The 25467-nt window shown below is 69.7% G+C and carries 20 protein-coding genes and 7 pseudogenes; 18 read left to right on the forward strand and 9 right to left on the reverse strand.

The genetic code is table 11. From position 1 onward, the window contains the following. Positions 1-278: 278 nt before the first annotated feature. From ACFYMM_RS26170 to ACFYMM_RS26195, 6 genes and pseudogenes are all read left to right on the forward strand, one after another. On the forward strand, positions 279-650 hold the full coding sequence (locus ACFYMM_RS26170) for a phage holin family protein (protein ID WP_388390986.1): 372 nt from the start codon (positions 279-281) through the stop codon (positions 648-650). After that, on the forward strand, positions 647-1129 hold the full coding sequence (locus tag ACFYMM_RS26175; protein ID WP_388390581.1) for a DUF3618 domain-containing protein: 483 nt from the start codon (positions 647-649) through the stop codon (positions 1127-1129). The genes ACFYMM_RS26170 and ACFYMM_RS26175 overlap by 4 nt, the downstream gene beginning before the upstream one ends. A gap of 65 nt (positions 1130-1194) precedes the next feature. Further along, positions 1195-1408: pseudogene (locus ACFYMM_RS26180) on the forward strand (DUF4235 domain-containing protein). A gap of 731 nt (positions 1409-2139) precedes the next feature. Next, a pseudogene (locus ACFYMM_RS26185) lies at positions 2140-2529 on the forward strand (aldo/keto reductase); the annotation flags it as partial. Positions 2530-2975: 446 nt separating this feature from the next. Beyond that, positions 2976-3233 (forward strand): 30S ribosomal protein S14, encoded by a 258-nt coding sequence (gene rpsN, locus ACFYMM_RS26190; protein WP_388390988.1) that lies wholly within the window; start codon positions 2976-2978, stop codon positions 3231-3233. A gap of 187 nt (positions 3234-3420) precedes the next feature. Next, positions 3421-3670, forward strand: a pseudogene (locus tag ACFYMM_RS26195) (LexA family protein); the annotation flags it as partial. Here the strand turns inward: ACFYMM_RS26195 and ACFYMM_RS26200 are convergent. Then, a pseudogene (locus ACFYMM_RS26200) lies at positions 3668-3829 on the reverse strand (hypothetical protein); the annotation flags it as partial. The pseudogenes ACFYMM_RS26195 and ACFYMM_RS26200 overlap by 3 nt on opposite strands. Positions 3830-4065: 236 nt before the next feature. Continuing rightward, positions 4066-4200, reverse strand: a complete 135-nt coding sequence (locus ACFYMM_RS26205; protein ID WP_388390583.1) for a hypothetical protein — start codon at positions 4198-4200, stop codon at positions 4066-4068. A gap of 324 nt (positions 4201-4524) precedes the next feature. Here ACFYMM_RS26205 and ACFYMM_RS26210 point away from each other — a divergent pair, with 324 nt between their 5' ends. From ACFYMM_RS26210 to ACFYMM_RS26220, 3 genes are all read left to right on the forward strand, one after another. After that, positions 4525-5589 carry a sugar ABC transporter substrate-binding protein gene (locus ACFYMM_RS26210; protein ID WP_388390585.1) on the forward strand — a complete coding sequence of 355 codons (1065 nt, stop codon included), beginning with the start codon at positions 4525-4527 and terminating at the stop codon, positions 5587-5589. A 352-nt stretch (positions 5590-5941) separates the two neighbouring features. Next, positions 5942-7300, forward strand: coding sequence for an NACHT domain-containing protein (locus ACFYMM_RS26215; RefSeq protein WP_388390587.1), 1359 nt, complete (start codon positions 5942-5944; stop codon positions 7298-7300). A gap of 85 nt (positions 7301-7385) precedes the next feature. Continuing rightward, complete coding sequence (locus ACFYMM_RS26220) at positions 7386-7661, forward strand: hypothetical protein (protein ID WP_388390589.1); 276 nt, start codon at positions 7386-7388, stop codon at positions 7659-7661. A 292-nt stretch (positions 7662-7953) separates the two neighbouring features. Here the strand turns inward: ACFYMM_RS26220 and ACFYMM_RS26225 are convergent. Continuing rightward, positions 7954-9087, reverse strand: a pseudogene (locus tag ACFYMM_RS26225) (RNA-guided endonuclease InsQ/TnpB family protein); the annotation flags it as partial. A 137-nt stretch (positions 9088-9224) separates the two neighbouring features. Between ACFYMM_RS26225 and ACFYMM_RS26230 the strand changes: the two are divergent. Next, the gene (locus ACFYMM_RS26230; RefSeq protein ID WP_388390591.1) at positions 9225-9650 is read left to right on the forward strand and encodes a hypothetical protein; all 426 of its coding nucleotides are present in this window, start codon (positions 9225-9227) and stop codon (positions 9648-9650) included. A gap of 219 nt (positions 9651-9869) precedes the next feature. Here ACFYMM_RS26230 and ACFYMM_RS26235 read toward each other — a convergent pair whose 3' ends face one another. Continuing rightward, positions 9870-13706 (reverse strand): helix-turn-helix domain-containing protein, encoded by a 3837-nt coding sequence (locus ACFYMM_RS26235; protein WP_388390593.1) that lies wholly within the window; start codon positions 13704-13706, stop codon positions 9870-9872. A gap of 210 nt (positions 13707-13916) precedes the next feature. On the opposite strand from ACFYMM_RS26235, the gene ACFYMM_RS26240 reads away from it, so the two are divergent. The 5 genes from ACFYMM_RS26240 to ACFYMM_RS26260 all read left to right on the forward strand — a co-directional run bounded on the left by ACFYMM_RS26240 (position 13917) and on the right by ACFYMM_RS26260 (position 18459). Beyond that, on the forward strand, positions 13917-14285 hold the full coding sequence (locus tag ACFYMM_RS26240) for a peptidoglycan-binding protein (protein ID WP_388390595.1): 369 nt from the start codon (positions 13917-13919) through the stop codon (positions 14283-14285). 356 nt (positions 14286-14641) lie between these two features. Continuing rightward, positions 14642-15814: a GH25 family lysozyme gene (locus ACFYMM_RS26245; protein WP_388390597.1), complete on the forward strand. Its 1173-nt coding sequence runs from the start codon at positions 14642-14644 to the stop codon at positions 15812-15814. 215 nt (positions 15815-16029) lie between these two features. Next, complete coding sequence (locus ACFYMM_RS26250) at positions 16030-16407, forward strand: toxin Doc (RefSeq protein WP_388390599.1); 378 nt, start codon at positions 16030-16032, stop codon at positions 16405-16407. 178 nt (positions 16408-16585) lie between these two features. Next, the gene (locus ACFYMM_RS26255; RefSeq protein ID WP_388390601.1) at positions 16586-17776 is read left to right on the forward strand and encodes a sensor histidine kinase; all 1191 of its coding nucleotides are present in this window, start codon (positions 16586-16588) and stop codon (positions 17774-17776) included. Beyond that, positions 17773-18459 (forward strand): response regulator, encoded by a 687-nt coding sequence (locus tag ACFYMM_RS26260; RefSeq protein WP_388390603.1) that lies wholly within the window; start codon positions 17773-17775, stop codon positions 18457-18459. The genes ACFYMM_RS26255 and ACFYMM_RS26260 overlap by 4 nt, the downstream gene beginning before the upstream one ends. A 62-nt stretch (positions 18460-18521) precedes the next feature. Here the strand turns inward: ACFYMM_RS26260 and ACFYMM_RS26265 are convergent, their stop codons facing one another. Both ACFYMM_RS26265 and ACFYMM_RS26270 read right to left on the reverse strand, forming a co-directional pair. Then, a complete protein-coding gene (locus ACFYMM_RS26265; RefSeq protein WP_388390605.1) occupies positions 18522-19703 on the reverse strand; it encodes an alpha/beta hydrolase family protein in 1182 nt (393 codons plus the stop codon). Positions 19704-20148: 445 nt separating this feature from the next. Beyond that, positions 20149-20307: pseudogene (locus ACFYMM_RS26270) on the reverse strand (chaplin); the annotation flags it as partial. Between the two features lie 256 nt (positions 20308-20563). On the opposite strand from ACFYMM_RS26270, the pseudogene ACFYMM_RS26275 reads away from it, so the two are divergent. Together ACFYMM_RS26275 and ACFYMM_RS26280 are read left to right on the forward strand one after the other, a co-directional pair. After that, positions 20564-20722, forward strand: a pseudogene (locus ACFYMM_RS26275) (IS5/IS1182 family transposase); the annotation flags it as partial. A gap of 136 nt (positions 20723-20858) precedes the next feature. Beyond that, the gene (locus tag ACFYMM_RS26280) at positions 20859-21317 is read left to right on the forward strand and encodes an SMI1/KNR4 family protein (protein ID WP_388390607.1); all 459 of its coding nucleotides are present in this window, start codon (positions 20859-20861) and stop codon (positions 21315-21317) included. 64 nt (positions 21318-21381) lie between these two features. On the opposite strand, the gene ACFYMM_RS26285 is transcribed toward ACFYMM_RS26280, so the two are convergent. After that, positions 21382-21807 (reverse strand): DUF6003 family protein, encoded by a 426-nt coding sequence (locus ACFYMM_RS26285; RefSeq protein ID WP_388390609.1) that lies wholly within the window; start codon positions 21805-21807, stop codon positions 21382-21384. Between the two features lie 405 nt (positions 21808-22212). On the opposite strand from ACFYMM_RS26285, the gene ACFYMM_RS26290 reads away from it, so the two are divergent. Next, positions 22213-22650 (forward strand): ATP-binding protein, encoded by a 438-nt coding sequence (locus ACFYMM_RS26290; RefSeq protein ID WP_388390611.1) that lies wholly within the window; start codon positions 22213-22215, stop codon positions 22648-22650. Between the two features lie 436 nt (positions 22651-23086). On the opposite strand, the gene ACFYMM_RS26295 is transcribed toward ACFYMM_RS26290, so the two are convergent. Then, positions 23087-24529 carry an APC family permease gene (locus ACFYMM_RS26295; RefSeq protein ID WP_388390613.1) on the reverse strand — a complete coding sequence of 481 codons (1443 nt, stop codon included), beginning with the start codon at positions 24527-24529 and terminating at the stop codon, positions 23087-23089. 51 nt (positions 24530-24580) lie between these two features. Next, the gene (locus ACFYMM_RS26300; RefSeq protein ID WP_388390615.1) at positions 24581-25276 is read right to left on the reverse strand and encodes a FadR/GntR family transcriptional regulator; all 696 of its coding nucleotides are present in this window, start codon (positions 25274-25276) and stop codon (positions 24581-24583) included. Between the last annotated feature and the right edge of the window lie 191 nt (positions 25277-25467).

The following is a 25467-nucleotide window of genomic DNA, read 5'->3' on the forward strand; positions in this document are numbered from 1 at the left end:
GCTTCCGGGGCCGAGTAGCCGCCGCCACCTGCGAGCAAACGCACGTACGAGCGGGGCGAACTCCGCAGCCCCGCGCCCGTCCGGGGACTGTGATCAGTCCATACCGGCCGCCCTGAACTCGCCCGCTCGGGGTACTCGCGAGCCCATCGGACGGTCGGGCCCATGAGAGAGCCCGGCCTGCGGGAACTCAAAGGGGACAGGAGGTGAGCGTCGTGTCGAGCACGCAGCCGAACCATGCCGGATTCGGCCAGAGCACGGACCGCCCCGGCCAGGAGCCGGTGGGCGAGCTGGTGCAGCGCGCCTCGCAGCAGCTGACCGAGCTGGTGCGCGGCGAACTGCGCCTGGCGCAGGCCGAGATGAAGGAGAAGGGCAAACGCTACGGCAAGGGGGGTGGTCTGTTCGGTGGCGCCGGCGTGGTCGGCTTCCTGATGGCGCAGGCGCTGGTCGCCACCGTGATCGCCGCCCTGGCGGTGGCGCTGCCGGTGTGGGCAGCTGGGCTGATCGTCACAGCGTTGCTGGGTGTGATCGCCGCGATCATGGCCATGAGGGGGAAGAAGCAGGTCGACCAGGCCGCGCCGCCCACGCCCGAGCAGACGGTCGAGAACGTGAAGGCCGACGTGGCCGAGATCAAGGAGAGCGCACACCGATGACCCAGCCGCCTCACGACGAACCCACCGCCTCCAGCCCCGAGGAACTGCGCGAGCAGGTCGAGCAGACCCGGACCGAGCTCGGAGAGACGGTCGAAGCGCTCGCAGCGAAGACCGATGTCAAGGCGCGCGCCCGCGAGAAGGCCGAGGAAGTCAAGGCGCAGGCTGCAGCGAAGACCGGCGAGCTTGAGGAGCAGGCCGCCATCAAGGCCGGGGAACTGAAGGCGAAGGCGGCCGACCTGGCCCACCAGGCACAGGACCGGCTGCCCGATCCGGTCAAGGACAAAGCCGCCCAGGCCGTCGGGCAGGCCCGGGCCAAGGCCGCCCAGGCCGGTCAGCTATGGGGGGAGAAGGCGCCCGAGCCAGTGCGGGAGAAGACCGCCCAGGGGGCGCAGCTGGCACGGGACAACCGTAAGGGGCTGCTCGCGGCAGCAGGTGTGGCCGTCGTGGTGTGGCTGGCCTGCCGTCGCCGAAAGGGCTGAGCCGGGTAAAGGCATCCGAAATCGCCTACGAGCCCGTCGGTCTCGCGCTCGGTGCCGTCAGCGGCATGGCAGCGGGAGCGCTGTGCAAGCAGACGCGGAAGATGCTCGGCCACGATGAGGACGCCCCGGACGCGACCGACGAAGAGCGCTCCTGGCGCGAGGTGCTGCTCGCCGCCACGCTCCAGGGCGCGATCTTCGCCGGAGTCAAAGCGGCCGCCGGCCGCCGACGCCACCGCCGTTCGCCGCCTTACCGGAACCTGGCCCGGCCGGCGCGCATGAGGAGGTGGGAGGGCTGGTAGGACACGCATACCGGCCCTCCCACCGCCCCGGCCAGTACCCGCACAAAGGCCACTCACAGTCATGTCCGGTCAGCATGCTGCTGCCACGCTGACCGTCGCAGCAGCAGTCATCGCCACAATCCTGGTTGCCCGGGCAGCCGTCCTCCACCAGGGCGAGCGAAGGCGTATCGCGCCCGCAGCAAACCGCGTGTGCCCTCACACCCTGCCTCCCGCCGACACGAGCGCGTCATCTGCCGACGCGCTCTCGGACGCCGCCTACTGCGCCGTGCGTGAGGCCGAAAAGCGCATGTCCACCACTGCTGGCAGCAACTCCAGACACGCGCCGACCCATCCGAGTGACCCGTCATTACCGCAGCACCCGCCCGCCGCCTCGCTGGGCGGATGCCGTGCGCTCTGCAGTGGCCTCCCGGCGGAACACCAACTGCACCCCCTGGCAGACGGAGACGCTGAGCACCCGGGTGCGGGCGCTGATCTCGACGCTCGGCCTGACCAGCGCCGCGCAGCGGCCTCGCTGGTCCCGAACAGCAGGCCCGGGCCGTCGCGTTGGCCATCCCTGTCACCATCCAGCAGCCGCTGCTGCACGACGCCGCCGGGCTCGAGGAGGACTCCGGGCCCCGAACGCGTCGCCCGCCTCTTCCCCGCCCGCAGCTGGATCGACTGGGAGCCCAGGTCGACGCCGGATCCGACTCCCCCGTCGGCCAGTTCGGCGCCATGCGCTCCGCATGGGGCATGACCACCCGCAAGACCGACCATGATGAGGCGATACGACTGATCCACACGGCGCTGGACGGCGGAATCAACCTCATCGACACCGCCGACCAATACTCCGGCGGCGAGGCGGAAGAGATCATCGGTAAGGCCTTGCGTGGCCGCCGCGAGGATGTCGTGCTCGCAACCAAGGGCCACTTCCCGGTCCGGATGGGGGACCGCGATCCGAACCGGCGCGGCAACTCCCGGCGTTGGCTGACCCGCGCTGTCGAGGACAGCCTCCGGCGCCTGGACACCGACCGCATCGACCTCTACCAGGTGCACCGTCCTGACCCGGCCACCGACATCGACGAGCACCAGGCGGAGATCGACGTGGACCGGATCCGCGGAGGGGTCCGCACGATCCAGGGCTACGTGGCAAAGCGCATGAAGGACCTCGCTCCGGTCCTGGGGCCCGTCAGAGGGCGCACCCTCCGGTGCCCGCAGTGCCAGCAGTTCGCTCTCACTCCGAGACTCATCAGGGGCTTCCGGAGTGGTGCCAGTCGGACGCAAGGTTCTCCGCCATGCACCGCCACCTCTGTGTCCAGGGCTACGGCGCTCGGGCCTGGCTCTGGGCTATGCCCGTCCGCGTTCTCAACCACGCCGTTCCCGATGCCCCGTACGACGGTGACGCTCCGGACCGGTGCCCCGTCTGCACGATGAGCACCCTGGTTCGAGGAGCCTCGACAGCTTCCGTTCCGGAGACACCCATCGACTTCTGCTTCCATGGCGCAGATGTGATCGACGGGCTGCAAGAGTGCCAGCGCTGCGGCTCTGCCTACACCAGCCAGCAGGGTCATCTGGCCCGCTATGCTGCGCGCCGCGCCGAGTTGAAGGCGATCATCTCGTCTCCCCGAACATCCGACAACGAACGCACCGCAGCCCAGAGGGAGCTGCGCCGGCAACCCCGGGACACCAGCGCCATACGCCTGCGCAACCGAGACTCCGTGGACGGACGCCCTCGCGGCCACCTGCGCACCTTCGGCCTGTCCCGCATCCACGTGCGCGAGATGGTCCACGCGGGCGAACTCCCCGGCGTGACCAAGAGCAGTTGGTAACCCGTCTGTTCCGTAGCCCTCAAGGGCCGCACCACAGCCTGACCCGTCGAAGACCTTCCTCCCCTTCCCCGACGGGACCAGCCCGTGCCTACGACAGGCAGGAACCCAACCGTGCAAGGCTGGGCATTCGGCACTGCGCCCCTCGGATTCGTCGCTCAAAATGCCCCATACGAGAACCTGTCGGTTTCAGGCCGTCGGTGACTCCATGATCGAGGCCGCGATCTGCGACGGCGACTGGGTCACCGTCCGCCGCCGGCCCGGCCACCGAAAACGGCGACATCGCGGCCGCGAAGCTCGACGGCGAGGCCACGGTCAAGCGCTTCAAGCGCGAGGACGGCCACGTCTGGCTCCTCCCCCACAACGCGGCCTACGAGCCGATCCCCGGCGACGACGCGACCATTCCGGGCAAGGTCGTCGCGGTGCTGCGGCGCATGTAACGGCTGCAGGAGGGCGCACGTCAGCTCGTAGCCGAAGGTCTCGGCGTCGGCGGGCGAAGCCAAGTACCTGTAGTCCTCCCCGGCCTTCCGGCACGTCTTTACGATGCGGTGGATCAGCTGCTTGAGGCCGGTCTCGCGCTGCGGAATGCCGGTCAACCCGTCATCGGAGATCATCGCCCTGCGCGACGGCGAACTGGAAGGATGCCGGCCGGAATGCCGGGAAGAGTTCCGGATCCACCACACCGAAAACCACCTGTTCGACGTCACCGGCGCCGAGCCTGGCTACGCGACGGCGCCTCGCCCGCATCTACAGCAACCGCCCGCGCCCCACCGAGTGGCGCCCCCCGTGGGGACGCCGATCATTCGTGCACCGCCTTGACCGGCGCGACCACCGCCTACACGTCCCCCTCGCCGGCGACATCGGGAGCACCAGAGCCGACCTGCTGTACGCCGACATGCCGACTATCACCGTCGAGGGGCCCGGCGCACAGGCCCGGCTCGACCAGCTGCTCGACGAGGGTCGCGTTCAACAGGTGATCCTCGGGGCCGCCGAGCAGGCCGCTCCACTGTCCGGCTGTTTCCTGTGCACCGCGTGGGGGCTCCACCGAGTGGCGACACAAAGCGACTCCTCCCTTACTGTGTGTTGCCTCATTTGCCACTGCAGGCTGCCGCTCATCCTCAGTACCTGAATGACCAGACGATCTCAAGAGTGTCCGTCCAGGTATATTGAGTAAACAGGTGACTTAGATCAGCCGGGAGGTGCGCACCTCTCCTCTTTCCCCGCATAGATTTCACCGTCACCCTTCCAAGGGATGGGCAGCTGATGTTGCGGGACCCAGCACGAGGATGTACCGATGAGGCTCGAAAACCTCCTCTGTTCCACCGCTTCCGCCCTTTCCGCACTGGTGCTGATCAGCGCCTGCAGCGGCGGTTCCGGCACCTCCGCGCCACCGAGCGACGCGCCACTGGTCGGTGTCGACTACCCGCGCTCCGACACCGACTTCTGGCGCTCGTACATCAGGTACACGCCGCAATACGCCAAGCAACTCGGTCTCTCACTCAAGACCACCAACTCGCACAACGACATTTCCGCACTCTCCGCCAATGTGCAGACGCTGATCGTCCTGGGCGTCAAGGGCATCGCGATGGCCCCACAGAGTACCTCTGCCATCGCGCCGATCCTGGCGCAGCTGGAGGGGAAGAAAATCCCCGTCGTCACGGTCGACACCCGCCCGGAAAGGGGCAAGGCCTTCATGGTGGTGCGTGCTGACAACCGTGCCTACGGCGAGAAGGCCTGTAAGTACCTCGGTGCCAAGCTGCACGGCAAGGGGAAGGTCGTGATGCTCCAGGGTGACCTCTCATCGATCAACGGCCGTGACCGCACCGACGGGTTCAACGTATGCATGAAGGCGAACTACCCGGGCATCGAGGTGTTCGCAGAGCCCACCAACTGGGACGGGGCCGTCGCCGCGGAGAAGCTCCAGAACGACCTGGCGATCCACCCCGACATCAGGGGCATATACATGCAGGCCAGCTTCGCCCTGTCCGGAACGCTCCAAGTACTCAAGCAGCAGGAGCTGTTGGTCGGCCCGAAAGACAAGCACCACGTGTTCGTCGTCTCCAACGACGGCACCCCCAGAGAGCTCACACACATCTCCAAGGGCAGCATCGACGCAACGGTGTCCCAGCCGGTCGACCTTTATGCCAAGTACGCCCTGTACTATCTGCAGGCCGCGATCGACGGGAAGAGGTTCCAGCCCGGCAAGACCAACCACGAGAGCACCATCGTGCGGGTCCGCGACGGACTTCTCGAGGATCAGCTCTCCGCACCCCTCGTTACCGCTGACGGCGGTACGTACGACGGCGTCCCCAGCCTCAAGAGCACCGACCCGCGTCTGTGGGGCAACAGCCTGGGCTGACGGCGTGCCCAGACGGTCAGCTCAGGCATCAGAGGATCGTCCGCGAGGGTGACCAGGGCGACGTGGGGCGAGCCAGGGAAAACAGGACCCACGTCGTACGCAACACTTTCCACGGTGACGCGGACACGGTCATCCAGGCCGGCTCCATCGGCCGGGTGCATCTTTACGGGATTCCCTTTCAGCTGGCGCCCTCGTCCCGCTGGGCGGTGGTCCGGCGGTGTGCCGACACGGCGTTCCTCGTGGCGTGCGGCGGCTTCCTGCTGAGCACGGGGCTCACCGTCGCGAGCGGCCGGAAGCAACCGTGGCTGGTGGTCGCCGGACTCGCGCTCCTGATGACGGCGCACACGGTGGGGTGGGTGACCTGGCAGTGCTGGCGCTGCTGTCCCGCGGCCGCCACGAGAACGTGCTGCGCGCCACGGTGAACGGCGTGCTCGCCGGGCTCGCCCGTGAGCAGACCGCGCAGTGGCGCGGCGAGGCGATCGGGCGCCGCGTACAGGGACCGCGGCTGCTTCCCGTGCTGTGCGGGACGGCCGAGCGAGACCTGTTCGACCACTGGTCCCGTATCCGTACCGGCGAACGGAGCGACCAGCCCCATGCCCTCGACGGCGACGTCGCGGAGATCGACCGGCTCTACGCCCTGGTCCCCTCCGGGCGACTGGTGATCCTGGGCGAGCCGGGCGCGGGCAAGAGCGTCGCGGCACTCCGGCTGGGCCTGCGGCTCCTGGAACGACGGGAGACCTCCGACCGGGCCCCCGTGATCATCCCCCTCGCTTCCTGGAACCCGGCCGACACCGGCCTGTGGCGGTGGGCGGCGCAGCGGCTCTCCACCGAGCATCCCGAACTGGCGAAACCGACCGGCTTCGGCACCGTACTGGCCCAGGAGGTGGCGAGGCCGGAACGGCTCCTGCTGATCCTCGAAGAGCTCGACGAGATGCCGGCCGAGCGTCGGGCCGCGGCACTGCGGGCGCTCAACGAGGGTCTGGACGAACACACCCACCTGATCCTCACCTGCGGCGCCGAGCAGTACCGCAACGCGGTGCGCCAGGCCGACGTACTCAGCGGCGCGGCGGCCGTGACGCTCCAACCCCTGAGCTTGCGGCAGCTGAGCGAGTACCTGAAGGCCAGCACCCGGCGGGCGCGGACGGACGGCACCGCACTGTGGGAGCCCGTTCTCGCCCGTATGCGCGACGGCGACGATCCGCACGCCCGGCGGCTGCGCGCGGCGCTGTCGTCGCCGCTGATGCTCGGGCTGGCCCTGGCCGTCTACGGCGAGACGGCCGCCGACCCGGCCGAACTCCTGGACGCAGCCGTGTTCCCGACCAGAGCAAGGATGGAGAAGCACCTCATCGCCCGGCTCGTCCCGGCCGTCTGCACAGCCCTGCCCGGCGTGGGACAACCGCCCCGCTGGCGGGCGCGGGACGCCGCACGTCACCTGAGCCTGCTGGCCCGCGACGCCGCCCGGCACGGCGCTCCACCACCCCTGGGAGAGGCCGGCCGGACCGGCACGGCACACCCGGCCCGTGTCCGCCGGGAGTTTAGGAACCTGCGCCCGCACCTGCCCTGTCCGGCACGCCCGTCGCTCCCACCAGGGCCCGCACCGGCCACCGACAGTACGGCAGGTGACCGGCTGGCTCACCCGGCACCGCACCGGGCTGGCCGAAGACGACCACAGCGCCCTGAAGAACGTCCTGGCCCGCTGTCCCGAACTTGACACGGCCGGCCCGTGCATGTCCGCGACTTCGTAACCTGCTCCAGTGACACGCCGCGCCCTTCGACGGCCGGTCTACCGTTGAGCCGTGACATGGAACGAAGCCGAGTATCTCGACTGCCTGCGGTCCGAGCGGCGTGGCTACGCATGGGTAATGCAGCATCACGGCGGGCTGACGCCGAAGGTGGCCACGGAGGCCGCTCTGGAGCGTTACCCGTACGAGCCGGCCGAGGCGCCGTACCGCGGGCTGATCTTTCACGACGAGGCGTGGCACTGGGCGATGCTGGCGATCCACGGGGATCGGTACGTAGCGGAACACCCCGAGCTAGCCCATCCGTCACCTGACTACCGAGCCTTTGAGTAGCCAATCAACGAGTCATCCCAACACCGAGGTGACACTCCGCGATCGCTCCCCCAGGTCTGTGCCGGAACCCATATTTCCTGAACATCCACGGCTCCGCCGACCGTCCCTCAAACAGAGCCGCACCCGTCGCGGACGGTCGCTCCGCCCCTGATTTTTGTTACACGCGGCGGTAAGGGGCTGCGCAACAACCGATCGACTCCCAAGACTCGACACACGACGGACGACAGGGCGCTACCGGTCCGAGTCCGCTTGTCAGACGAGGAGGAGACCCGAACTTGACTTCCTCCCGCGCCTAAAGGCGGGGGGTTCCAGCGGTCGCCCGCTGGGGTTCCTGTTTCACCGACGACTGCCCCGTCCGGGAGGACTCCCGTTGAGGTCTTGCACCGTCTCCACAGGCAGACGCCGCCAGCCCGGCGGCCAGGATGTTGCGCGCCGCGTTCACGTCGCGGTCATGCACGGCGCCGCACACGCACGTCCACTCGCGGACGTTCAGCGGCATCTTCGCCGCGACCGAGCCGCAGGCCCCGCACAGCCTGCTGGACGGGAACCAGCGGTCGATCACGACGAGTTCGCGCCCGGACCAGACGCACTTGTACTCCAGCATCGACCGGAGTCCCGTCCACGACGCGTCACTGATGGCGCGTGCGAGCTTGCCGTTCTTCAGCAGGTTGCGGACGGTGAGGTCCTCGATCACGACCGTTTGGTTCTCACGGACGAGCCGAGTCGAAAACCTGTGGCGGAAGTCCCGCCGCCGGTCGGCGATCCGCGCATGCACGCGCGCAACCTTGCGGCGGGCCTTCTCCCGCCTCGCCGAGCCCTTCGCCTTCCGCGACAGCTCCCGCTGCGCGCGGGCCAGGCGGACGCGGTCGCGCCGCTCATGCTTCGGGTTGGCGACCTTTTCCCCGGTGGACAGGGTCACGAGGGAAGTGATCCCGTCATCCAGGCCGACCGCCGCGTTCGTGGCGGGAGCCGGGGTGATCGTGTCCTCGCACAGCAGGGACACGAACCAGCGTCCCGCCACGTCGCGGGACACGGTCGCCGTGGTCGGCTCCGCTCCCTCGGGCAGCGGACGCGACCAGCGGATGTCCGGGGGCCGCGCCATCCTGGCCAGAGTCAGCCGCCCCTCACGCCACTTGTAGGCACTGCGGGTGTACTCGGCCGACGCGCGGGACTTCTTCCGCGACTTGAAACGCGGGTACTTCGCGCGCTTGGCGAAGAAGTTCCCGAACGCCGTCTGAAGATGGCGCAGCGCCTGCTGGAGCGGAACGGAGGACACCTCCGTCAGGAAGGCGAGCTCCTCGGTCTTCTTCCACTCGGTGAGGGCGGCGGACGACTGAGGATGGGAGACGCGGCGCTGCCCGCCGTACCAGGGCCGCGTGCGCTCCTCCAGCGCCTTGTTGTACACGAGACGGACGCAGCCGAACGTACTCAGCCGCCTGCTCGTCCGGTGGAGGGCGGACGGCGGTCCGCCCTGGCGGCGAACCGGCTCTTCCTGCCCTGCTCCGCAGGAGCTTCGTTTCCTCCCCGGCCTGAAGGCCGGGGTACCCACCAAGGAGTGCCCCGATGAATGCACGTGAACGTCTCGCCGTTGCTGCTGCCGCAACCTGTCTCGCCGGGGGAGGTATCCTGGCCGGCCCCGCTCCGGCCCTGGCTCAGGCGCAGCCGGCCGAACACGTGGCCCAGGCTGCGGCCGCCAAGTCCTCCTGCGGCGGCAATGTCGTGGTCACGCCAGTGAAGTACACCTACGGAACGGCCAGCTGTTCGGTGTGGGGAAGCCCCGGACTGAAGATCACCTACCACTGGACGGCCAGCGACGGCTACGCAGCGATGCAAGCGTACGGGATGGACGCCACGGGTGCGGGGCACTGGTACAACTGCGGCTCCGGCGGGGGAAACTGCACCGTGCCGTGGGGCAATGAGATCGCCAGGCCACGGGTTCGCGGGTGGGACGCGGTGCGGTTGGCCACCATTTACTTCACCATTGGCTGACCGGTCGCCACAGGGCTACGGCGCGAGCGGGCACGCGTGCGGACAGGGGTGGACGCAGCCGGGGCCGCGCTGAGGGCTGAGCACGCGGCGCACGAACGCCCCCGCGAGCGGGATCCGACCGGTGACCTGGGTCCACGGCGGTGCAGGTCACCACGCGCCGTGGCCCGACCGACCGTCAGCCTGGCCCCGAGAGCGCGGGGCCTGGTCGAAATGCCGATGTCAGTCCTGGCAGGGAGAGGCGTAGGGGAGTTCCGGTATGTAGTCCGACCACTGAGCCCGGGTGAGCGAACCGGCGGTGCTTGCGCAGATCCACCGGATGGCCTGGTCGAGTCCGAGGGGGGTGAGCTGGATCGTGCCGTCGGGTCCCGCTGTGGCCAGGAGGCGGCCGTCCGGGCGGTACGCGGCCGTCTCTATCGCTTCGATGTGTCCTGCGGTGAGGGCCCTGCCCGCCGAGGCGGGATGAGCCGGATCGGTCATGTCCCACAGCAGGACGGTCCGGTCTTCGCCGGCAGCGGCGAGCGTGTGGCCGTCAGGGCTGAAACCTGCCCAGGTCACCGGGCCGGTGTGACCGGTCAGCGAGCTGCCGATGGCTGTGGCGTGCTCGGGGGCGCCGACGTTCCACAGGCGTACGTCGTGGCCGACGCCGGCGGTGGCCAGCAGCTTCCCGTCGGGGCTGAACGCGCCCCAGAGTGTGCCACCGGTGTCGCCCGTGCGTATGTCCGGCAGGGGATGTGGGCGTAGCGGATCGCGGATGTCCCACAGCCGGACTTTGTCGTCGTCGCTGGTGCTGGCCAGGGTGTGACCGTTGGGACTGACGCCCGCCCAGTGGAGGAAGTTGATGTGGCCGGTCGGCAGGCTTCCGAGGGCGGCGGGGTGTGCGGGGTCGGTGACGTTCCACAGCCGCAGGCTGTGCTGGGGGCCGCCGGTGACCAGTACGCGCCCGTCGGGCGTGAACGCCAGCACGTTGTCCTGGTCGGTGCCGCCGGTGCGGGCTGTGCCGGCGGGCCGGGGGCGGCGCGGGTCGGTGACGTCCCACAGTCGCACGGTGCCGTCAGTGCCGGCACTCGCCAGCAAGCGGCCTTTCGGCTGGAACACGACCCGAGTGGCGGAGTGTTCCGTCGGCAGTTCGCTCAGTTGCCTGCCGCGCGTTGGTTCGCGGACGTCCCACAGCCGTACCGTTCCGTCGCCTACGCTGGCCAGATGGTGTCCGTCCGGGCTGAAGGCGATGCTGGTGACGCTGCCGAGATGGCCGGCCAGGACGGCGCGCGGCAGGTGCCACAGACGTACGGTGTGGTCGTCACTCACGCTGGCCAGCGACTGACCGTCGGGGCTGAACGCGAGCCAGTTGACGAATCCGGTGTGCCCGATCAGCGGCTGCCCGAGCGGAGCTGGATGCCGGGGGTCCGAGACGTCCCACAGCCGGATGGTGTGGTCCGCGCCGCCGGTGGCGAGTGTCCGGCCGTCCGGTGAGAACGCCACGGCGAGCAGGGTGCCGGTGTGACCGGTCAGCGGGCGGCCCAGCGGCTCGGCGTGCGCCGGGCTTGATACGTCCCAGAGCTGTACCTTCTGGTCGTTGCCCACGCTGGCCATGAGCTTGCTGTCCCGGCGGAAGGCGACCGCGTAAACGACGTCCGGGTTGCTCAGCGGCTGCCGCCACAGACGTGGTCGGGTCGGGTCGGTGACGTTCCAGAGGCGGATCAGGTGATCGTGGCCGGGGGCCGCCACCATGCGGCCGTCCGGGCTGAAGGCGGCCGAGGCGACGGCCTCCCGTGCCCCGGTGAGCGGGGGGTGAAGGGCCTTGGCGTGTGCCGGGTCGGAGACGTCCCACAGCCGCACGGTGTGGTCCTGGCTGGCGGTGGCCAGGGTGCGTCCGTCGCGGCTGAATGACACGGAGAAGACCATGTCGCGGTGACCGGTCAGGGGCCTGCCCAGGCTCCTGGGCTGCGCCGGGTCGCGGACGTCCCACAGCCGGGCGGTACGATCCCGGCTTGCGCTGGCCAGGGTGTGACCGTCCGGTGAGAACTGAAGCCAGTACACCCAGTCGGTGTGCCCGGTCAGCGGCCTGCCGAGCGGGACGGGGTGTGCGGGGTCGGCCAGGCTCCACAGCCGGATGGTGTCGTCACCGGCCCCGGTGGCGAGGGTGCGCCCGTCGGGTGAGAACGCCACCGCGTACACCGCCTGGGAATGGCCGGGCAGTACGGAGGACAGCGCGATGTTCTGCGTGTCCAGCAGGCCCGCGGCGGCTTCACGCTCCGACCGCAGCCGGTACGCCGCCACGTACATCCGTGCCGCCAGAGACGGATCGGTCGCATTCAACTGTCCTGCCTCGGCCACCAGTTGCTCGGCAACTGCGCGGTCACGGCCGGCGCGGGCCAACGAGCGCTGCTGGACGGCGATGACAGCAACCGTCGACGCGAGCAGCAGTAGGGCGGACACCGCGGCCAGCAGCGCCCTGATACGCCAGGCGGTGCGAGCCGCCACCCGCCGCTCCTCCTCGCGGGCGGCGATGCTGGCGTCGAGGAACTCGGCCTCGGACGGCGTGAGGTCCGCGCGATGCCCGGTCAGGCACTCCTCGGCCGTGACCAGGCGGGTGCCGCGGTACAGGGCTCCAGGATCCCGGTCGAGCGCGGCCCAGGCCCGGGCGGCCTCGGTGAGCTGGCGGTGGACCCGAAGCCGTTCGCGGGCACCGTCGATCCAGGACTGCAGTCGCGGCCAGGCGGTGATCAACGCTTCGTGCGCCAGGTGCACCATGTCGCCGTCGAGTGCGACCAGGCGTGCGCGAGCCAGTTGGTCCAGGACCGAGGCCGTGTCGGCGGACTGGCCGGTGGCGCCGAGCGCCTGCAGTTCGGCGTGCTCGGCGGGACGACTGGTGTCCTGGGCCCCCTCGCCCGGCGTGATCAGGCGCAGCAGGATACGCCGGGCGACCTCGGCCGGTTCCGGCGAGAGCCGGGTGTACAGCTCTTCGGCGGTGCGGGTGAGGGCGCCGTGCACACCGCCTGCGGCCTCGTAGGCAGCGAGTGTGAGGGTGCGGCCTCTGCGGCGGCGCCAGGTCTCCAGCAGCGCGTGGGACATGAGTGGCAGTCCGCCGGGTTCCTCGGCGACGTCCTCGAGGATCCTCGCCGTCAACGTGCGCTCGACGATCAGCCCCGCGGCGGCGGCGGGTTTGACGATCGCGTCGCGCAGTTCGGCCGGTCCCATGGGGCCCAGCAGGAAGGTGGCGTCGGTGAGGGCGGCGGCGAGCGGACGATGGTCGGCGCAGCGGCTGAGGAAGTCCGCCCGTACCGCGATCACCACCCGCAGTCTTCTGTCCGGTTCCAGCGCGCTCACCAGCAGGTCGAGGAAGGCGGCGCGCTCCGCTGGGTCGGAGCACAGGGTGAAGAGCTCCTCGAACTGGTCGACCACGACCACCGTGTCGCCGGAACTCCGGCGTGCCGTTAACGCGGACGCGTAGGTGGAGGCCGGTCGCGGCCCTGGAGTGAGGATCCGTATGGCCGCCAGTCGGCACTCCGATGCCTGCTGGTCCTGGAGGGACGGGAGGAGCCCCGCGCGCAGCAGGGAGGACTTGCCGCTGCCGGACGCGCCGACCACGGCGACCATGCGGCAGGCCCGCACCCGCTCGGTCAGTCGGGCCACGAGCTCGTCGCGCCCGAAGAACAGATGCCGATCGCCGGGTTCGAAGCGGGTCAGCCCCCGGTACGGAGCATCCGTGTCATCGGCATCCGCCGGCTCGGCGGCCACTTCCCGAGCCACCGCCCGCCAGCGCGGCTCCCATTCCTCGGGGGGCGCCCCGCACGCCCGCACATAGGCCAGTGCCACCTCGAGCGACGGCAGTTGGCCGCCTGCGGCCGCCCTCGACAAGGTGGCGACCGAATAGCCGGTGTGTTCCGCCATGGCCCGGTAGGTCAGGCCCCCGGCCTCTCGGCGCAGTTTGCGCAAGTCGAACGCGAAACGCTGGACGGGCCCGGCCGACGGATCCAGCGGTCCCTCACGACGCCCCATCCCGTCCCCCTGGCCAACCTCGGTGGTGAGGAAGAACAGTGGCACCTTCTTCGTCACCTTTGCATCCCTGACCAGCTTGTTTCAGCCGATCGACGCCTGCGGCCGACCTGCCTCGATTTTGTTGCACTCGGTGATGGCGGCCTGCGTGACAACGGGCCGGACCAGAAGCATGGGGCGGGACGTCAGCCGGCAGGTCAACCGCGGGTGCTGCCGTCCCAACCCGATTGCGGTCGGTTCAATGCCGCTGCAGCAAAGGAGACAGAGAGCATGCGAACAGGGATCGACGCCATTGCGCGTAGGGCTGGAATCGCCGTGGTCGCCGCGGGCATGGTGGCCGGTATCGTGACCGGTACCGCCCACGCCTCGACGACCGCAGGCTGGATCGGCCCCGGTCAGACCAACAACTCCCACGGCGTGTGGTGCGTCCAGGCCGCCATCAACGCCTCGCCCGTCCCCACGCCGATCCTCGACGAGGACGGCGCCTACGGTCCCAAGACCGAGGCCGCCATCAAGGCGTTCCAGCAGTACTACCACCTGTCGGTCGACGGCATCGTCGGTCCGGGCACCGGCGACAAGATCTGGAAGTGGGACGGCTACTCGTCCTACTGCTACACCTACGTCCCCACCACCTCCTGAAGCGGACGGGTGGATAGCCGCCCGCGTATGCGCTCCTCGGTGTGACTTGCCGTCCTCCAGAGCTGAGCAACGGGTTCCCGTCGCCGACAGCGCCGGGAACCCGGACGGCGGCAACTGGACACGGCGCTTGTCGCTCGGGGGGGCTGTGCCCGTCCGCGGGCAGTGCAAACTCTGCGATTCGGCCTACGGCTCTCCCAACGGGTCCCGCCACGGCGCTCGCCGGTCAGTCCAGCGGCTCTCCCTTGAGCCGGGCAGCGGCCAGAGGTGCGGTACACGCAACGAGTGAAAGGAATCCAAGAATGACGCTTCTTCCCAGCGCTCCTCGCCGCCTCCGGGGTCTTTGCCAAAGACGCGGCGTGCGGGCGGGGGTGCTCAACGGGCTGACCGCGGTGACCGTCACGGCGGCACTGCTCGCCGCCCCGGTCGCGGCATCGGCGACGGCCCGGGAAGCCCGGCCGCGGCAGACCACGGACGCTGCTGTGCGAGGACTCGACGTCAGCGCCCACCAGGAGAACGTGGACTGGTCCGCGGTCGCCGCCGACGGAGCCTCGTTCGCCTACGTCAAGGCGACCGAGGGCACCTCCTACATCAGCTCCCGCTTCTCCCAGCAGTACGACGGTGCGGCAACGGTCGGCCTGATCCGGGGCGCCTACCACTTCGCCAGGCCGGACAAGGCTTCCGGCACTGCCCAGGCCGACTATTTCGTCGACCACGGAGGCGCCTGGCAACCCGGCGGCACGACCCTCCCCGGCGTCCTGGACATCGAAGCCACGTCGGGCCTTCCCACCTGCTACGGGGTCGGCCCTGGCGCGACGGTCAACTGGATCGCCTCGTTCGACAACGAGTACCGGCGACGCACCGGTCTCCACCCGGTGATCAACACCAACACGTCGTGGTGGTCGCAGTGCACCGGCAACTCCTCCGCCTTCGCCGCCACCAACCTGATCTGGATCGGCAGTTGGACCGGGACCCCGCACCCGCTGCCCAACGGCTGGTCCACGTACGCCTTCTGGCAGACCTCCGACTCCGGCACGTTTCCCGGTGACCAGGACGTCTTCAACGGCACCGAGCAGGATCTGCGGAACCTCGCCGCCAGCGGCACCTACACTCCCCCGCCGCCGCCTGCGGCCGGCGCATGGCCGGTCGTCCAGCAGGGCTACAGCGGTCGCCAGGTGACCACTGTCCAGTACCTCCTCAACGCCCATGGCGCCGCACTGTCGGTGGACGGCTCCTTCGGGACGGACACGCATGACGCCGTGGTCGCCTTCCAGACCCGCAACCACCTGACCGCCGACGGCATCGTGGGCCCCAACACCTGGCAAGCCCTCATCACCACCGTCAAAGAGGGTGACCACGGCCCGGCCGTCAGCGCGGCGCAGGCCGAACTGAGAGCGCACGGCGCGGCACAGTCGGTCGACGGCTCCTTCGGCGCCGCCACCCACGACGCCGTCGTCGCCTTCCAGACCCGCAACCACCTCACCGCCGACGGCATCGTCGGGCCCAACACATGGTTGGTGTTGGTCAACTGACCAGGCCGATGGCGAAATGGAAGGCGTCCGTGCCGCCGCCGCAGAGGGCAAGAGCCTGAAGCAGTACCTGCACGACCTCGGCGTGCGCGAGATGCACCGCAAGCGTTTTGTCGTCGGCGGCGTCGCCTGGGCCGACAGGCTGCGCGGTGAGTTCGACGACGCGTTCCCCGCGAGGTTCCTCCCGCTCACCGTGGTGACGGCACTGCGGCTGCCTGATGAATCTGCACGTCGATGTCTCCTGGCTGCTCGACGTCCAGGGGGCCGCCCTCGGCCACGAGGACGTGACGGTAACGGACTACTCGGCGCTGGTCGCGGCGGTCGCACGACACAAGACCAAGCTGCCGACGCTCGGGACGGCCGACCCGGATGCCGCCTGGCGCACAGCCGCCCTTTTGCACATGATCATCCGAGTTGAGCCGCTTTCACACTGGAACAGCCTTTTCGCCGCTTTCGTCGCCGCTCAGTACATGGACCGGTCCGGCGAGGGCATCGATCCGCCGTACGGCGCCCTGTCCGACCTTGTCCGCAAGGTCCGGGATGCTCGCCTCAGCGTCTATGCCGTCGCCGAGACGCTGCGTTCCTGGAAGCTCTGACTGTCCTGGGTTCCTGAATGAGGTCAGGCACCACGGTCGCCCTCCAGGCCGGTCTACGGGCCCTGGCGGCTCCGGGCGTAGCGCTGCCGAGACTCGGGCCAGGCGGGCGGCCCTCCGCCTGCAGGCGTATGCCTGCGGGGGGACGTCCAGCGATGGGGCCGCTGGCTACGATCACCGCATGGAGCGAGACCTGCCGCCCGCGCCGTGGCTGAGGCGATTGCCGTCGGGTGTCTGGACGGTAGTGACCTGGTGCGCCGCCGGGCTCCTTGCGCTGCTGCTGTTCGCCTCGACGACGTATCGGATGGTATGGCCCTTCGGGCTCCAGCACCCCGCTTTCGCACCGGCACTCGCATTGCGGGCGGCCCTGGCCGTGATTTTGGCGCTGGCTGTCGGCTGGGTCCGGCGGTGGCCGGAGCAGGTGTTCGGTGTGCTGCTGGCCGAGTCGGTCGCGGTGGTGCTGCTCCGAGAGCGGACGTGGCCGCTCTTCCTGGCGATGGGCGTCCTGGTCGGCTATCTCGCGGCCGTCCGTCCCCGGCGGATCTCCGTCCTCGCGGGCGTCACCGAACTTGCGGTCTGGTGGGGCGAAGCGCTGGCCGTGAACGACGACCTGGTGGAGTTCAGCGACTTCGCCAGCAGTCTTCTGGGTGCCGCGGCGAGCATCGCCATTCCGTGGGCGATCGGCAACTCGATACGCCAGCAACGTGGTTACAGCCAGGCCCTGCGTGCGTACGCCGCCGGCCAGGCGGTCACGGCCGAACGGCTCCGGATCGCCCGGGAGTTGCACGACGCGGTGGCCCACAGCATCGGCGTCATCGCGATCCAGGCCGGTGCGGCGAGCCTGGTGCTTGACGTGGAGCCGGCCGGGGCCCGCCGGGCACTGGACGCCATCGAGTCCACCAGCCGCGAGACGCTGGCGGGCCTGCGACGGATGCTCGTCTCCCTCCGCCAGGCCGAGACCGGCGAGGCCCCACCGGCCCTCGCGCCACTCGCCGGCCTGGAGGCCGTCGACCGACTGGCCGAGACGATGGCGCGGGCCGGCGTCGAGGTGGACGTGCGATGGCAGGGGCGGTCGCGTCCGCTGCCGCCCGAGGTGGAGCTGGCCGCCTTCCGGATCGTCCAGGAGTCGGTCACCAACGTGGTGCGCCACTCGGGCGGCCGCCGCTGCGAGGTGCGCATCACCTATCAGGAGGAGGAGTTGACCATCGAGGTGCTCGACGAGGGCCGGGGTCCCGTCCTCGGTCGCCGTACCGGCCAGACCGGCTACGGGATCTTAGGGATGCGCGAGCGGGTCGCCCTGCTGAACGGCCGGTTCAGCGCCGGGTCCCGGCCCGAGGGCGGCTTCCGGGTCGCCGCGAGGCTGCCCGCATGACGGCCTCCGACGCCACCGGCCCGGCGATCCGCATCCTGCTGGCCGACGACCAGGAGCTGGTGCGCACCGGGCTGGGCATGGTCATCGCCCACTTTCCGGACCTGGAGCTCGCGGGCGAGGCGGCCACCGGCGCCGAGGCCGTCCGGCTCGCCAAGGAGATCCGCCCGGACATCGTGGTGATGGACATCCGGATGCCCGGCATGGACGGCATCGAAGCCACCCGGCTGCTCACCGCGGGCGCGACCGACCCCGTGCCGCGCGTGCTGATCCTCACCACCTTCGACGACGACGACAACGTCTATGCCGCCCTGCGGGCCGGTGCGAGCGGATTTCTGGTCAAGGACATGGCGTTGGTGGACATCCTGGCGGCGATCCGCGTGGTCGCCGCCGGTGAGGCCCTGATCGCGCCGAGTGTCACCCGCCGCTTGATCGCCGATCTCACCGCGCGGCCCGGACCGGCCGCGCCGAAGCGCCAGCTGCCGGGCGTCACCGAGCGCGAGCGCGAGGTCCTGACCCTGGTCGGCCGCGGCCTGTCCAATGCGGAGATCGCCGAGCAGCTCTTCATCGGCCCCGCCACCGCCAAGACCCACGTCGCCCGGCTGCTGACCAAGCTCGACGCCCGCGACCGCGTCCAACTCGTCATCGCCGCCTACGACGCGAGCCTGGTGTCCCCGTCCGGCTGAGCCCGAACGAACCGGAACTTCAGGACGGGAACTCCAGGACGGGAACCCCAGGCACGGCGCTCTTACGGGAGCTGGACGGTGACCTCCGGCTCGTTCGGGGAAGGACCGTCCAGCAGCGGCTCCGGCTGGCCTTTCAGCTGCAGGTCGAAGAAGTCCCCGAGGTACGTCCGGGTGATCGCCAGCCCGCGCAGCGGTGCTATCGCTCCGGGTCGGCTGGGCCGGCCCACCGCCTGGGAGAGCAGCGGCAGGTCGCTGAAGGTGCCGTGTTCGGCGCCGGCGATCGTGAGCCGGCGCTTCCAGCCGTCCAGTCTTGTCCAGGCGTCGTCCCAGCTGGAATCCATGCCCGGGCTCTCGTCGGACTGGGCGCCGAACAGGAGGAAGGGCCTGCCGTTGAGACCGGCGGCCGGGACCGGCTCATGGAACGTGCCGTCCATGTTCACCCCGGCCCGCACCCGGCGGTCGGCGGCCATGGTCACCGCGGCGGCGTCACCGCCGATGGAGTGCCCGGCCATGCCGATCCGTCGTCGGTCGATCAGGTGGGCGTAGATCCAGGGCGAGTGATGGGACGTCAGCTGGTCGATCACGAAGGAGGAGTCCTTCGCCCGGCTCCTGGCGATGGCCGGCAGCCCGCCCGTCGGCGGCTGGTCGCAGATGGCGCAGGGCAGGGTCCGTCCGTCGGGGAAGGTGACACCGGGGGTCTCGTAGGTGTGGTCGATCAGCGCGACGACGTACCCGCGGCTGGCCAGGTCCTCGGCGATGCTGCTGAACAGCGCCCGTGGGAAGGTGAAGCCGGGCGAGAGCAGTACCAGCGGGAACCGGCCGTGCACCGGGCGCGCGTCCGCACGCGCCCAAGTACGGACGGCGGTCAGCGCCTCGGGAGGAATACCGGAGCCAGGGACCCTGTCCTGCAGGAACAGCCGGGCCTCGTCGGTGGTCATGTAGGGGGCGGGTGTCCCGCTCCCGGGCCGGGCCGGGTAGTACATCGACACCATCAGCTGCCTCGGTCCCGCAGCCGGCACCCAGGGGTCCTGGCGGCTGTCGTCGACGAGGTGGAGCATGTTCCGGCCGACCGCGTACCGGCCGGTCGGGCGGGGCAGTGCCGCCGCGAACCCGGTTGCCGCGGGGTGGGCGGCGGACACGGCGTCGGACGGCGCTGCGGCGAAGGCAGGTGCCGCGGCCGCGATCGGCAACGGCAGGACGAGTGCGAGCGCGGCGGTCAGCGCCGCGCGGCGGATACTGGTCATGCACGAGAAAGTAGATCGCAGACACACCCCCCGACATCAGCCCACGAGCAGACAACTGCCTCCGCTTCCGGGCGGACCCGTCGTCCCCTCGCAGGCGGACCACAACGTGGCCGGCCTGACTGCGAAAACGGTGCGCCGTGCCGGTACCGGGCCCGGGATGCAATGGCTGATCCCCGGGGCCTACGGCCGTCGCGGTGCCGCAACCCTCGTTGCCGAGAAGCTGCAGCGCTCTCCCGGGGCCGCATGATCCATGAGGTGGTCCTGCGAGGGCTCGGGATGTCGGCCCGTATCGGTTCGGCGGTGCCCGAGTGGAAGGGGGCGAGCTGTTTGCGGTCGACCTGGCGGCTGCCGCAGTGCGGGACGCCGCCAGCGAAGCGGACATCAAGTGCCTGAAGCCATGGGCTGCCGCGCTACGGCGACGGCGACCGAGGCAGGTCGTGAGCGGTCATTTGTTTACGCAGAAGGTGCCGGCCGCGGGGTTCAGCACCCCAACGACGTTGATGGTGTTGCCACACACGTTGGCGGCCACCTCGACGGGCACCTGGATCACATTGCCGGAGACCACTACAACGAAAGAGTGAAACCCGGCAGGCTGGCTTGCAGAGGGCATTGGTGAACGGCACAAGCTGGCCCACGGTGCTTCGAGCCGGCCGGCGACGCGGTCGCCGCGGTGCGCGCCATCGCCTGGCTCGTAGATCAGCTCGGCGGTGGCCTGGTGCTGAACAGCGCATACGGCCTCAGCGGGAGAGGCACCGTCATCGTCCGACCGCAAGGCACGGCGACCAGGACCGATCCACCTCATTGTGTTGGCCGTTGTGGTCCGTGGCCGGGTCGGCCGTCCCGCCGCAAACCGGACCCGACTGGGCACCTACCGCTGGCTCGTGGAGAGGAGCTTTGCGGGGTTGCACGGTGTCCGACGCTTGTGGATCCGGTGGGAAGGCGGAGCCGACATCCACGGAGCATTCCTGAAACTCGCACGCTGCCTCATCGCCCACCAAAAGCTCAAGGCATGGCGCTGACGTTGGGGTGCAAGGTCGCTGGTCACCCGGTGGATGTCCGTGGCTGGTGGCATGATTCGGCTTCATGAGTGACCGTTTGCTTTCACCCGCCTGGCTGGCCTCGTGGGCAGAGAGGGTCTCCGGGACCCTCACGGCAATGGCAGGCGAGTTCGAGCGGCGGCACGGCTTTCCACCTGGCACCAACGAGGTCCGGTCGGCCAGTCGTGACGATCAAGCTGTGGCTCGCACGCTTGCCCGAGTGAGCCTCATTCCGGCTGACTTGGTCACCTTCTACGACAGCGTCGGCGACGTCACCTGGGAGGACGTCGGCAATGGCTACTTCATCGACCCGGCAGGTGACGTCCTTCTGCGACTTCAGGAGTGCGGCGTCGTCACCGTCGGCGCGGACCAGAAGGTCCAGGGCCTGGCCATCGGCTCGAACGGCGGCGGCCTGTCCTACGTGGCGGGCGCTGATGGGTCGGTTCATCGGACACGGACAGCGTCGCTGGACGAGCCTGAGCTCGACAAGGTAGCCGATGACCTGCGGCAGTTTCTGGAACTACTGGAGCGATCGCTGACACGGTTCGTGGCCGACGGCGAGCCGGGATCTCTGTAGGTCAGCCTCCAGCATTCCGTTGGCCGCTGTTACGCCGCTCTTGTGAGTAGCGTGCAACCTCGGCTCAGCGTCCGGCCGCGGCCTTGACCACAGCCATGTCCTCGCCGGTGAGTTCCGCGACGCGGTCGGGTGGGAGGCCCGCGGCCAGTGCCCGGGCGAGCAGCTCGTCACGGCCGTGGGCGCAGTCACGGTATGCGAGGAGTTCGGGCTCGACCGCTGCCAGGGCTTCGGGAGCCGTCCGGTGACGCAGTCGGCTCAGTTCCTCGTCGGTCAAGGGAACCGGCAGCCGCTCCGCCTCCTCGGGGATGGCCCCGGTGTGCTCGGGCGGCACGAGCCGCAGCCGGGGCGACGCCTCGGACGTATGCTGCGCGCCGAGCCAGGCACGCACAGCGGAAGTCTCCATGCAGTCGAGTGAGCCAACGGCGGACGGCGGCACGCCTGGCGTCTCAGTGGGTTCGTCTACGAGAAACAGGTACGCGTCGTCAGTCATGGCACACTCCTCGTCCCAGGTTCCTGAACCTGTGGCATCTCTTTACCCCGTTCGCCTCCGAACAGCCCATGCATCGTTCGGATGTCGGCAGGTCCCGGGAGGCGGCTCGGTCCAGGTCGATCGCGCCGGAGACGGCGGCGCCTGGCGCGGCCCCAACGCCCGCTGTGGTGACGGCGTGCCGGCACCACCACACCAGCCCAGGCCAACTCCGCCGACCGGCAGTCGCGTCCGCATCAGGGCAGTAGGTACGCAGATGAAGGGCCCGGTGCCGCCCGCCCCACGCTCTGCCACCAACGCTGATCAGCGCGTACCCCTGTGCCGGCCCGTCCGTTCCAGGCCGCCCATCACTGACCCTGCGGATCTGGGTACACGGACAGGGTCGAGTAGGAAGAGAAGGGGAGCTTCATGGACGGAGCGTCGCTGCGTGCAGTGGGGTGGGCACGGTCGCTGCCGCTGCACAGTGAGGTGAAGGCGGCCCGCGACTGGGCGCGCGAGCATCTGGAGACCCTGGGCTGGACCACGACCGCTCCGGAGACGGCGGACGCGGTCATCCTGGCCGTCTCGGAGCTGGTCACCAACGCCCACCTACATGCGCACAGCAGCGCACAACTCGTGCTGACGTGGGACCAGAAGTGCCTTCATCTGGCCGTCCACGACGCCTCTCCCGAGCTGCCGACGCCTCGTCGGCCGGGCGACGAACAGACCGGTGGACGCGGAATGCTGCTCCTGGACGCACTGGCCGACCGGTGGGAGGCCCGCCCCTGCCCGCACGGCAAGACCGTCATCGCCTGTTTCACCCCACACCGCGGAAGCGAGGACGGTCGAGATCTTCCCGCCAAGTGATGGTGAGCGAACCGCACGGAGATGCGATTCTCGGCGGAAGCACGGAGACACCGGGTATGGCTTTCGCAGGGTCGCCCCTCGATTGCTCCCCCAACCTGGTCGCCCGGTGTCGCACGACGGCCCGACCGCTGATCGGGAGCCGCGAGTACCGCGTCGTACATCGCTGTCCGAGGCAGCAGCTGGCACATGCGTCGCGCTCCGACGGCTTGACCACGGCATCAGGAAGCGTAGAACTCGTGGGCGTGGCCACCGCGCCACTCCCCCGCTCCCGGTTGTCCGGGATGGCCGCATCTCGTCCTGGCCGTGGCTGTGCACGGTGACTCCCCGGTCACCTCCCGGCGGGCCCCGGACCGGACAGGTGGGCGCGTCGGCCTGGGCCGGTCGGGGACCGACCTCATGGCCCGCCGCCTCACCATCAGCGGCCCCCGGCCCGGGTTCACTCCACGTCCGCGACGACGGATCCGACGCGTTCGGCCAGACCCGGATCGCGGCGGACGAGGAGGGCCGCGTAGCCGACGGCGAGGACCAGGGCCGCGAGTGCCGCGACTGGGAACCAGTTGTACGGCGCGGGCTGGCCCGGCTTGGCCAGGTAGTAGAGCGGCACCAGGATGGCCAGGGCGCCGAGTGCGGGCAGCACCAGGTGGCGCACCGTGTGGAACTCCTGCGGACGGTAGCGCCGGTAGTACAGGGGCAGCGCGATGTTGGATGCCAGGTAGACGACCAGGATCAGGATGGCGCCCAGGGTCGAGGACTCGGTGAAGAAGACCACGGGGTCCATCGGGCCGCCGTCGGCCCCGAGCAGGTGGCCGAGACCCCAGCCACCGATGATCAGCAGGGCGGTGACGGCGAAGGTGATGATCGCGTTGTTCGGCGTACGGCGCACGGGGTGGACGTAGCCGAAGAAGGACGGCAGCAGTCCCTCTCGCCCGGCGTTGAACACCAGCCTCGCCTGGGAGTTGATGCCGGCGATCAGCACGCCGAGGGTTGAGGTCAGGCCACCGACGTAGGCGAGGAAGGCCAGCGCGCCGAGGGTGTGGTGGGCGATGTCGATGAAGGGGATGGGCGATTCGCCGAGCCGTTGGACGTCGTAGTCGAAGCCGGTGACCGTGGCGTAGGAGAAGAGGATGTAGCTCGCCGTCATGATCCCCACCGAGGAGAACACGGCGCGGCCGACGTTACGCCGCGGGTTCTCCGTCTCCTCGGCGAGGGCCGCGGAGTTCTCCCAGCCGACGAAGAGGTACACGGCGAGCGGGAAGCCGGCGGCCAGGCCTTTGAGGCCGTGGTGGATGTGGTCGGGCAGGAACGGCGCGGCGGAAAGGTTGCCGCGGTGCTCGACGAGTGCCGCGACCGAGACCGCGACGAGGACCAGCATCTCCACGGCGAAGAAGTAGCCGGCCCACTTGGTGGAGAAGGCGACGCCGCGCAGCATCACCACCACCGAGGCAGCGGTCAGCAGCAGCGTCCAGATGATCCACGGAACGTCGATGCCGGTGTAGTGGTGCAGGGTGATCTGCACGAAGCCGCCGGAGATGGCGATGACGGAGGCCATGGCGATGATGTAGCCGAGGCCGGCCAGCAGGGCTGTGGTCACGGCGCTAACCGGGCCGAAGGTCTTTCCGACGAAGGTGATGAAGCTGCCCGCCGAGGGATGCGCCCGGGAGAACTGGGCGAGGGTGTTGCCGAGCAGCGCGACAGCCACTCCGGCGGCGAGGATGGTCAGCGGCGAGGCGACGCCGGCGGTGGTGGCGAGGAAAGCGAAGCCGAAGAAGAAGCTCATGGCCGGGCCGACATTCGCCATGGTGGCGGCGGCGATGTCCGCCATGCCGAGGACGCCGCCGTGCAGCCGCTCGGGCGGACCGGCGGTTCCGGGGTCGGGCATGACGGCGGCTCCTTGCGCGGGGTCGGTGCGGGATGAGGGCGTGGTTGAGGCTCAGGCCGTTCCGATGTCGCGGTGGGCCTTCACGGCGGCCACCGCCGGGGCCATCGCGCCGCGGGTGAGTTCGTCGAGCAGGTCGGCGTGGTGGCGGTTGCGTGCCCGTACGACCTCGGGGGCCGGGGCGGGCAGCAGTAGGCACTGGCGGCCGAGCAGGTCCGCGGCGAACTCGCGGATTCCGGGGCCGCCGAGTGCCTGGGCGAGGTCGAGGTGGAAGCGGGTCTCCAGTTCGAGCAGCCGTTCCGGTACGTCGGCCCGCTCCAGTTGGTCGACCAGCGTCCGCAGCCCGTCGAGCCGGCCCTGCGGTATCTCGCCCACCGCGTGGGAGACGAGACCGCACTCCAGCAGCGAGTGGACGGAGTCCAGTGAGGCTGCCTCGTCGGGATCGTGCATGGCGGCCACCACGGTGTCCCAGTCCTCGGCGACGAAGGTTCCACCGGACCTGCCTCGGCGGCGGTCGAGCAGGCCGTCCTGGCACATGCCCTCCAGAGCCCGGCGAACGGTGATCTCGCCGATGCCGAGTTCCTCGGCCAGGGCACCGACGTCGGGCAGCCGCTCTCCTGGCGCCTCGGACCTCAGCCGCACCCGCAGGGCGATCCGCGAGCGGACCAGTTCCGATCCGGTCTGTCCCCTGCCGGGCAGGACACGAACGTCGAGCACCCCGGAGACGAACTTGCCCGCTGCCTTGACCACGACGTCACCTTAACCGCCTGCTGAGCGGGGTCACGGCCCGCGTGAGATGTTCATGGAGGCTCCTACGGACGTAGCGGCTCCGCGATGCACGCAAAATAGAGCATGATGAACAGTTAAACAAGTCTTGTTCTTTTAGATCGCACTGAACTAATTTCCCGGTCACCGTCCCCACTCCTCTCATGGATGTCGCG

Origin of the sequence: Streptomyces sp. NPDC006739, assembly GCF_042869815.1 — a bacterium.
Classification (GTDB): Bacteria; Actinomycetota; Actinomycetes; order Streptomycetales; family Streptomycetaceae; genus Streptomyces.

Coding starts and splice junctions, on each gene's coding strand:
- ACFYMM_RS26175 (WP_388390581.1), top strand. CDS start 647: ATGACCCAGCCGCCTCACGACGAACCCACCGCCTCCAGCCCCGAGGAA.
- ACFYMM_RS26295 (WP_388390613.1), bottom strand. CDS start 24,529: ATGCCCGACCCCGGAACCGCCGGTCCGCCCGAGCGGCTGCACGGCGGC.
- ACFYMM_RS26230 (WP_388390591.1), top strand. CDS start 9,225: ATGAATGCACGTGAACGTCTCGCCGTTGCTGCTGCCGCAACCTGTCTC.
- ACFYMM_RS26255 (WP_388390601.1), top strand. CDS start 16,586: ATGGAGCGAGACCTGCCGCCCGCGCCGTGGCTGAGGCGATTGCCGTCG.
- ACFYMM_RS26290 (WP_388390611.1), top strand. CDS start 22,213: ATGGACGGAGCGTCGCTGCGTGCAGTGGGGTGGGCACGGTCGCTGCCG.
- ACFYMM_RS26250 (WP_388390599.1), top strand. CDS start 16,030: ATGAATCTGCACGTCGATGTCTCCTGGCTGCTCGACGTCCAGGGGGCC.
- ACFYMM_RS26285 (WP_388390609.1), bottom strand. CDS start 21,807: ATGACTGACGACGCGTACCTGTTTCTCGTAGACGAACCCACTGAGACG.
- ACFYMM_RS26265 (WP_388390605.1), bottom strand. CDS start 19,703: ATGACCAGTATCCGCCGCGCGGCGCTGACCGCCGCGCTCGCACTCGTC.
- ACFYMM_RS26240 (WP_388390595.1), top strand. CDS start 13,917: ATGCGAACAGGGATCGACGCCATTGCGCGTAGGGCTGGAATCGCCGTG.
- ACFYMM_RS26280 (WP_388390607.1), top strand. CDS start 20,859: ATGGCAGGCGAGTTCGAGCGGCGGCACGGCTTTCCACCTGGCACCAAC.
- ACFYMM_RS26260 (WP_388390603.1), top strand. CDS start 17,773: ATGACGGCCTCCGACGCCACCGGCCCGGCGATCCGCATCCTGCTGGCC.
- ACFYMM_RS26210 (WP_388390585.1), top strand. CDS start 4,525: ATGAGGCTCGAAAACCTCCTCTGTTCCACCGCTTCCGCCCTTTCCGCA.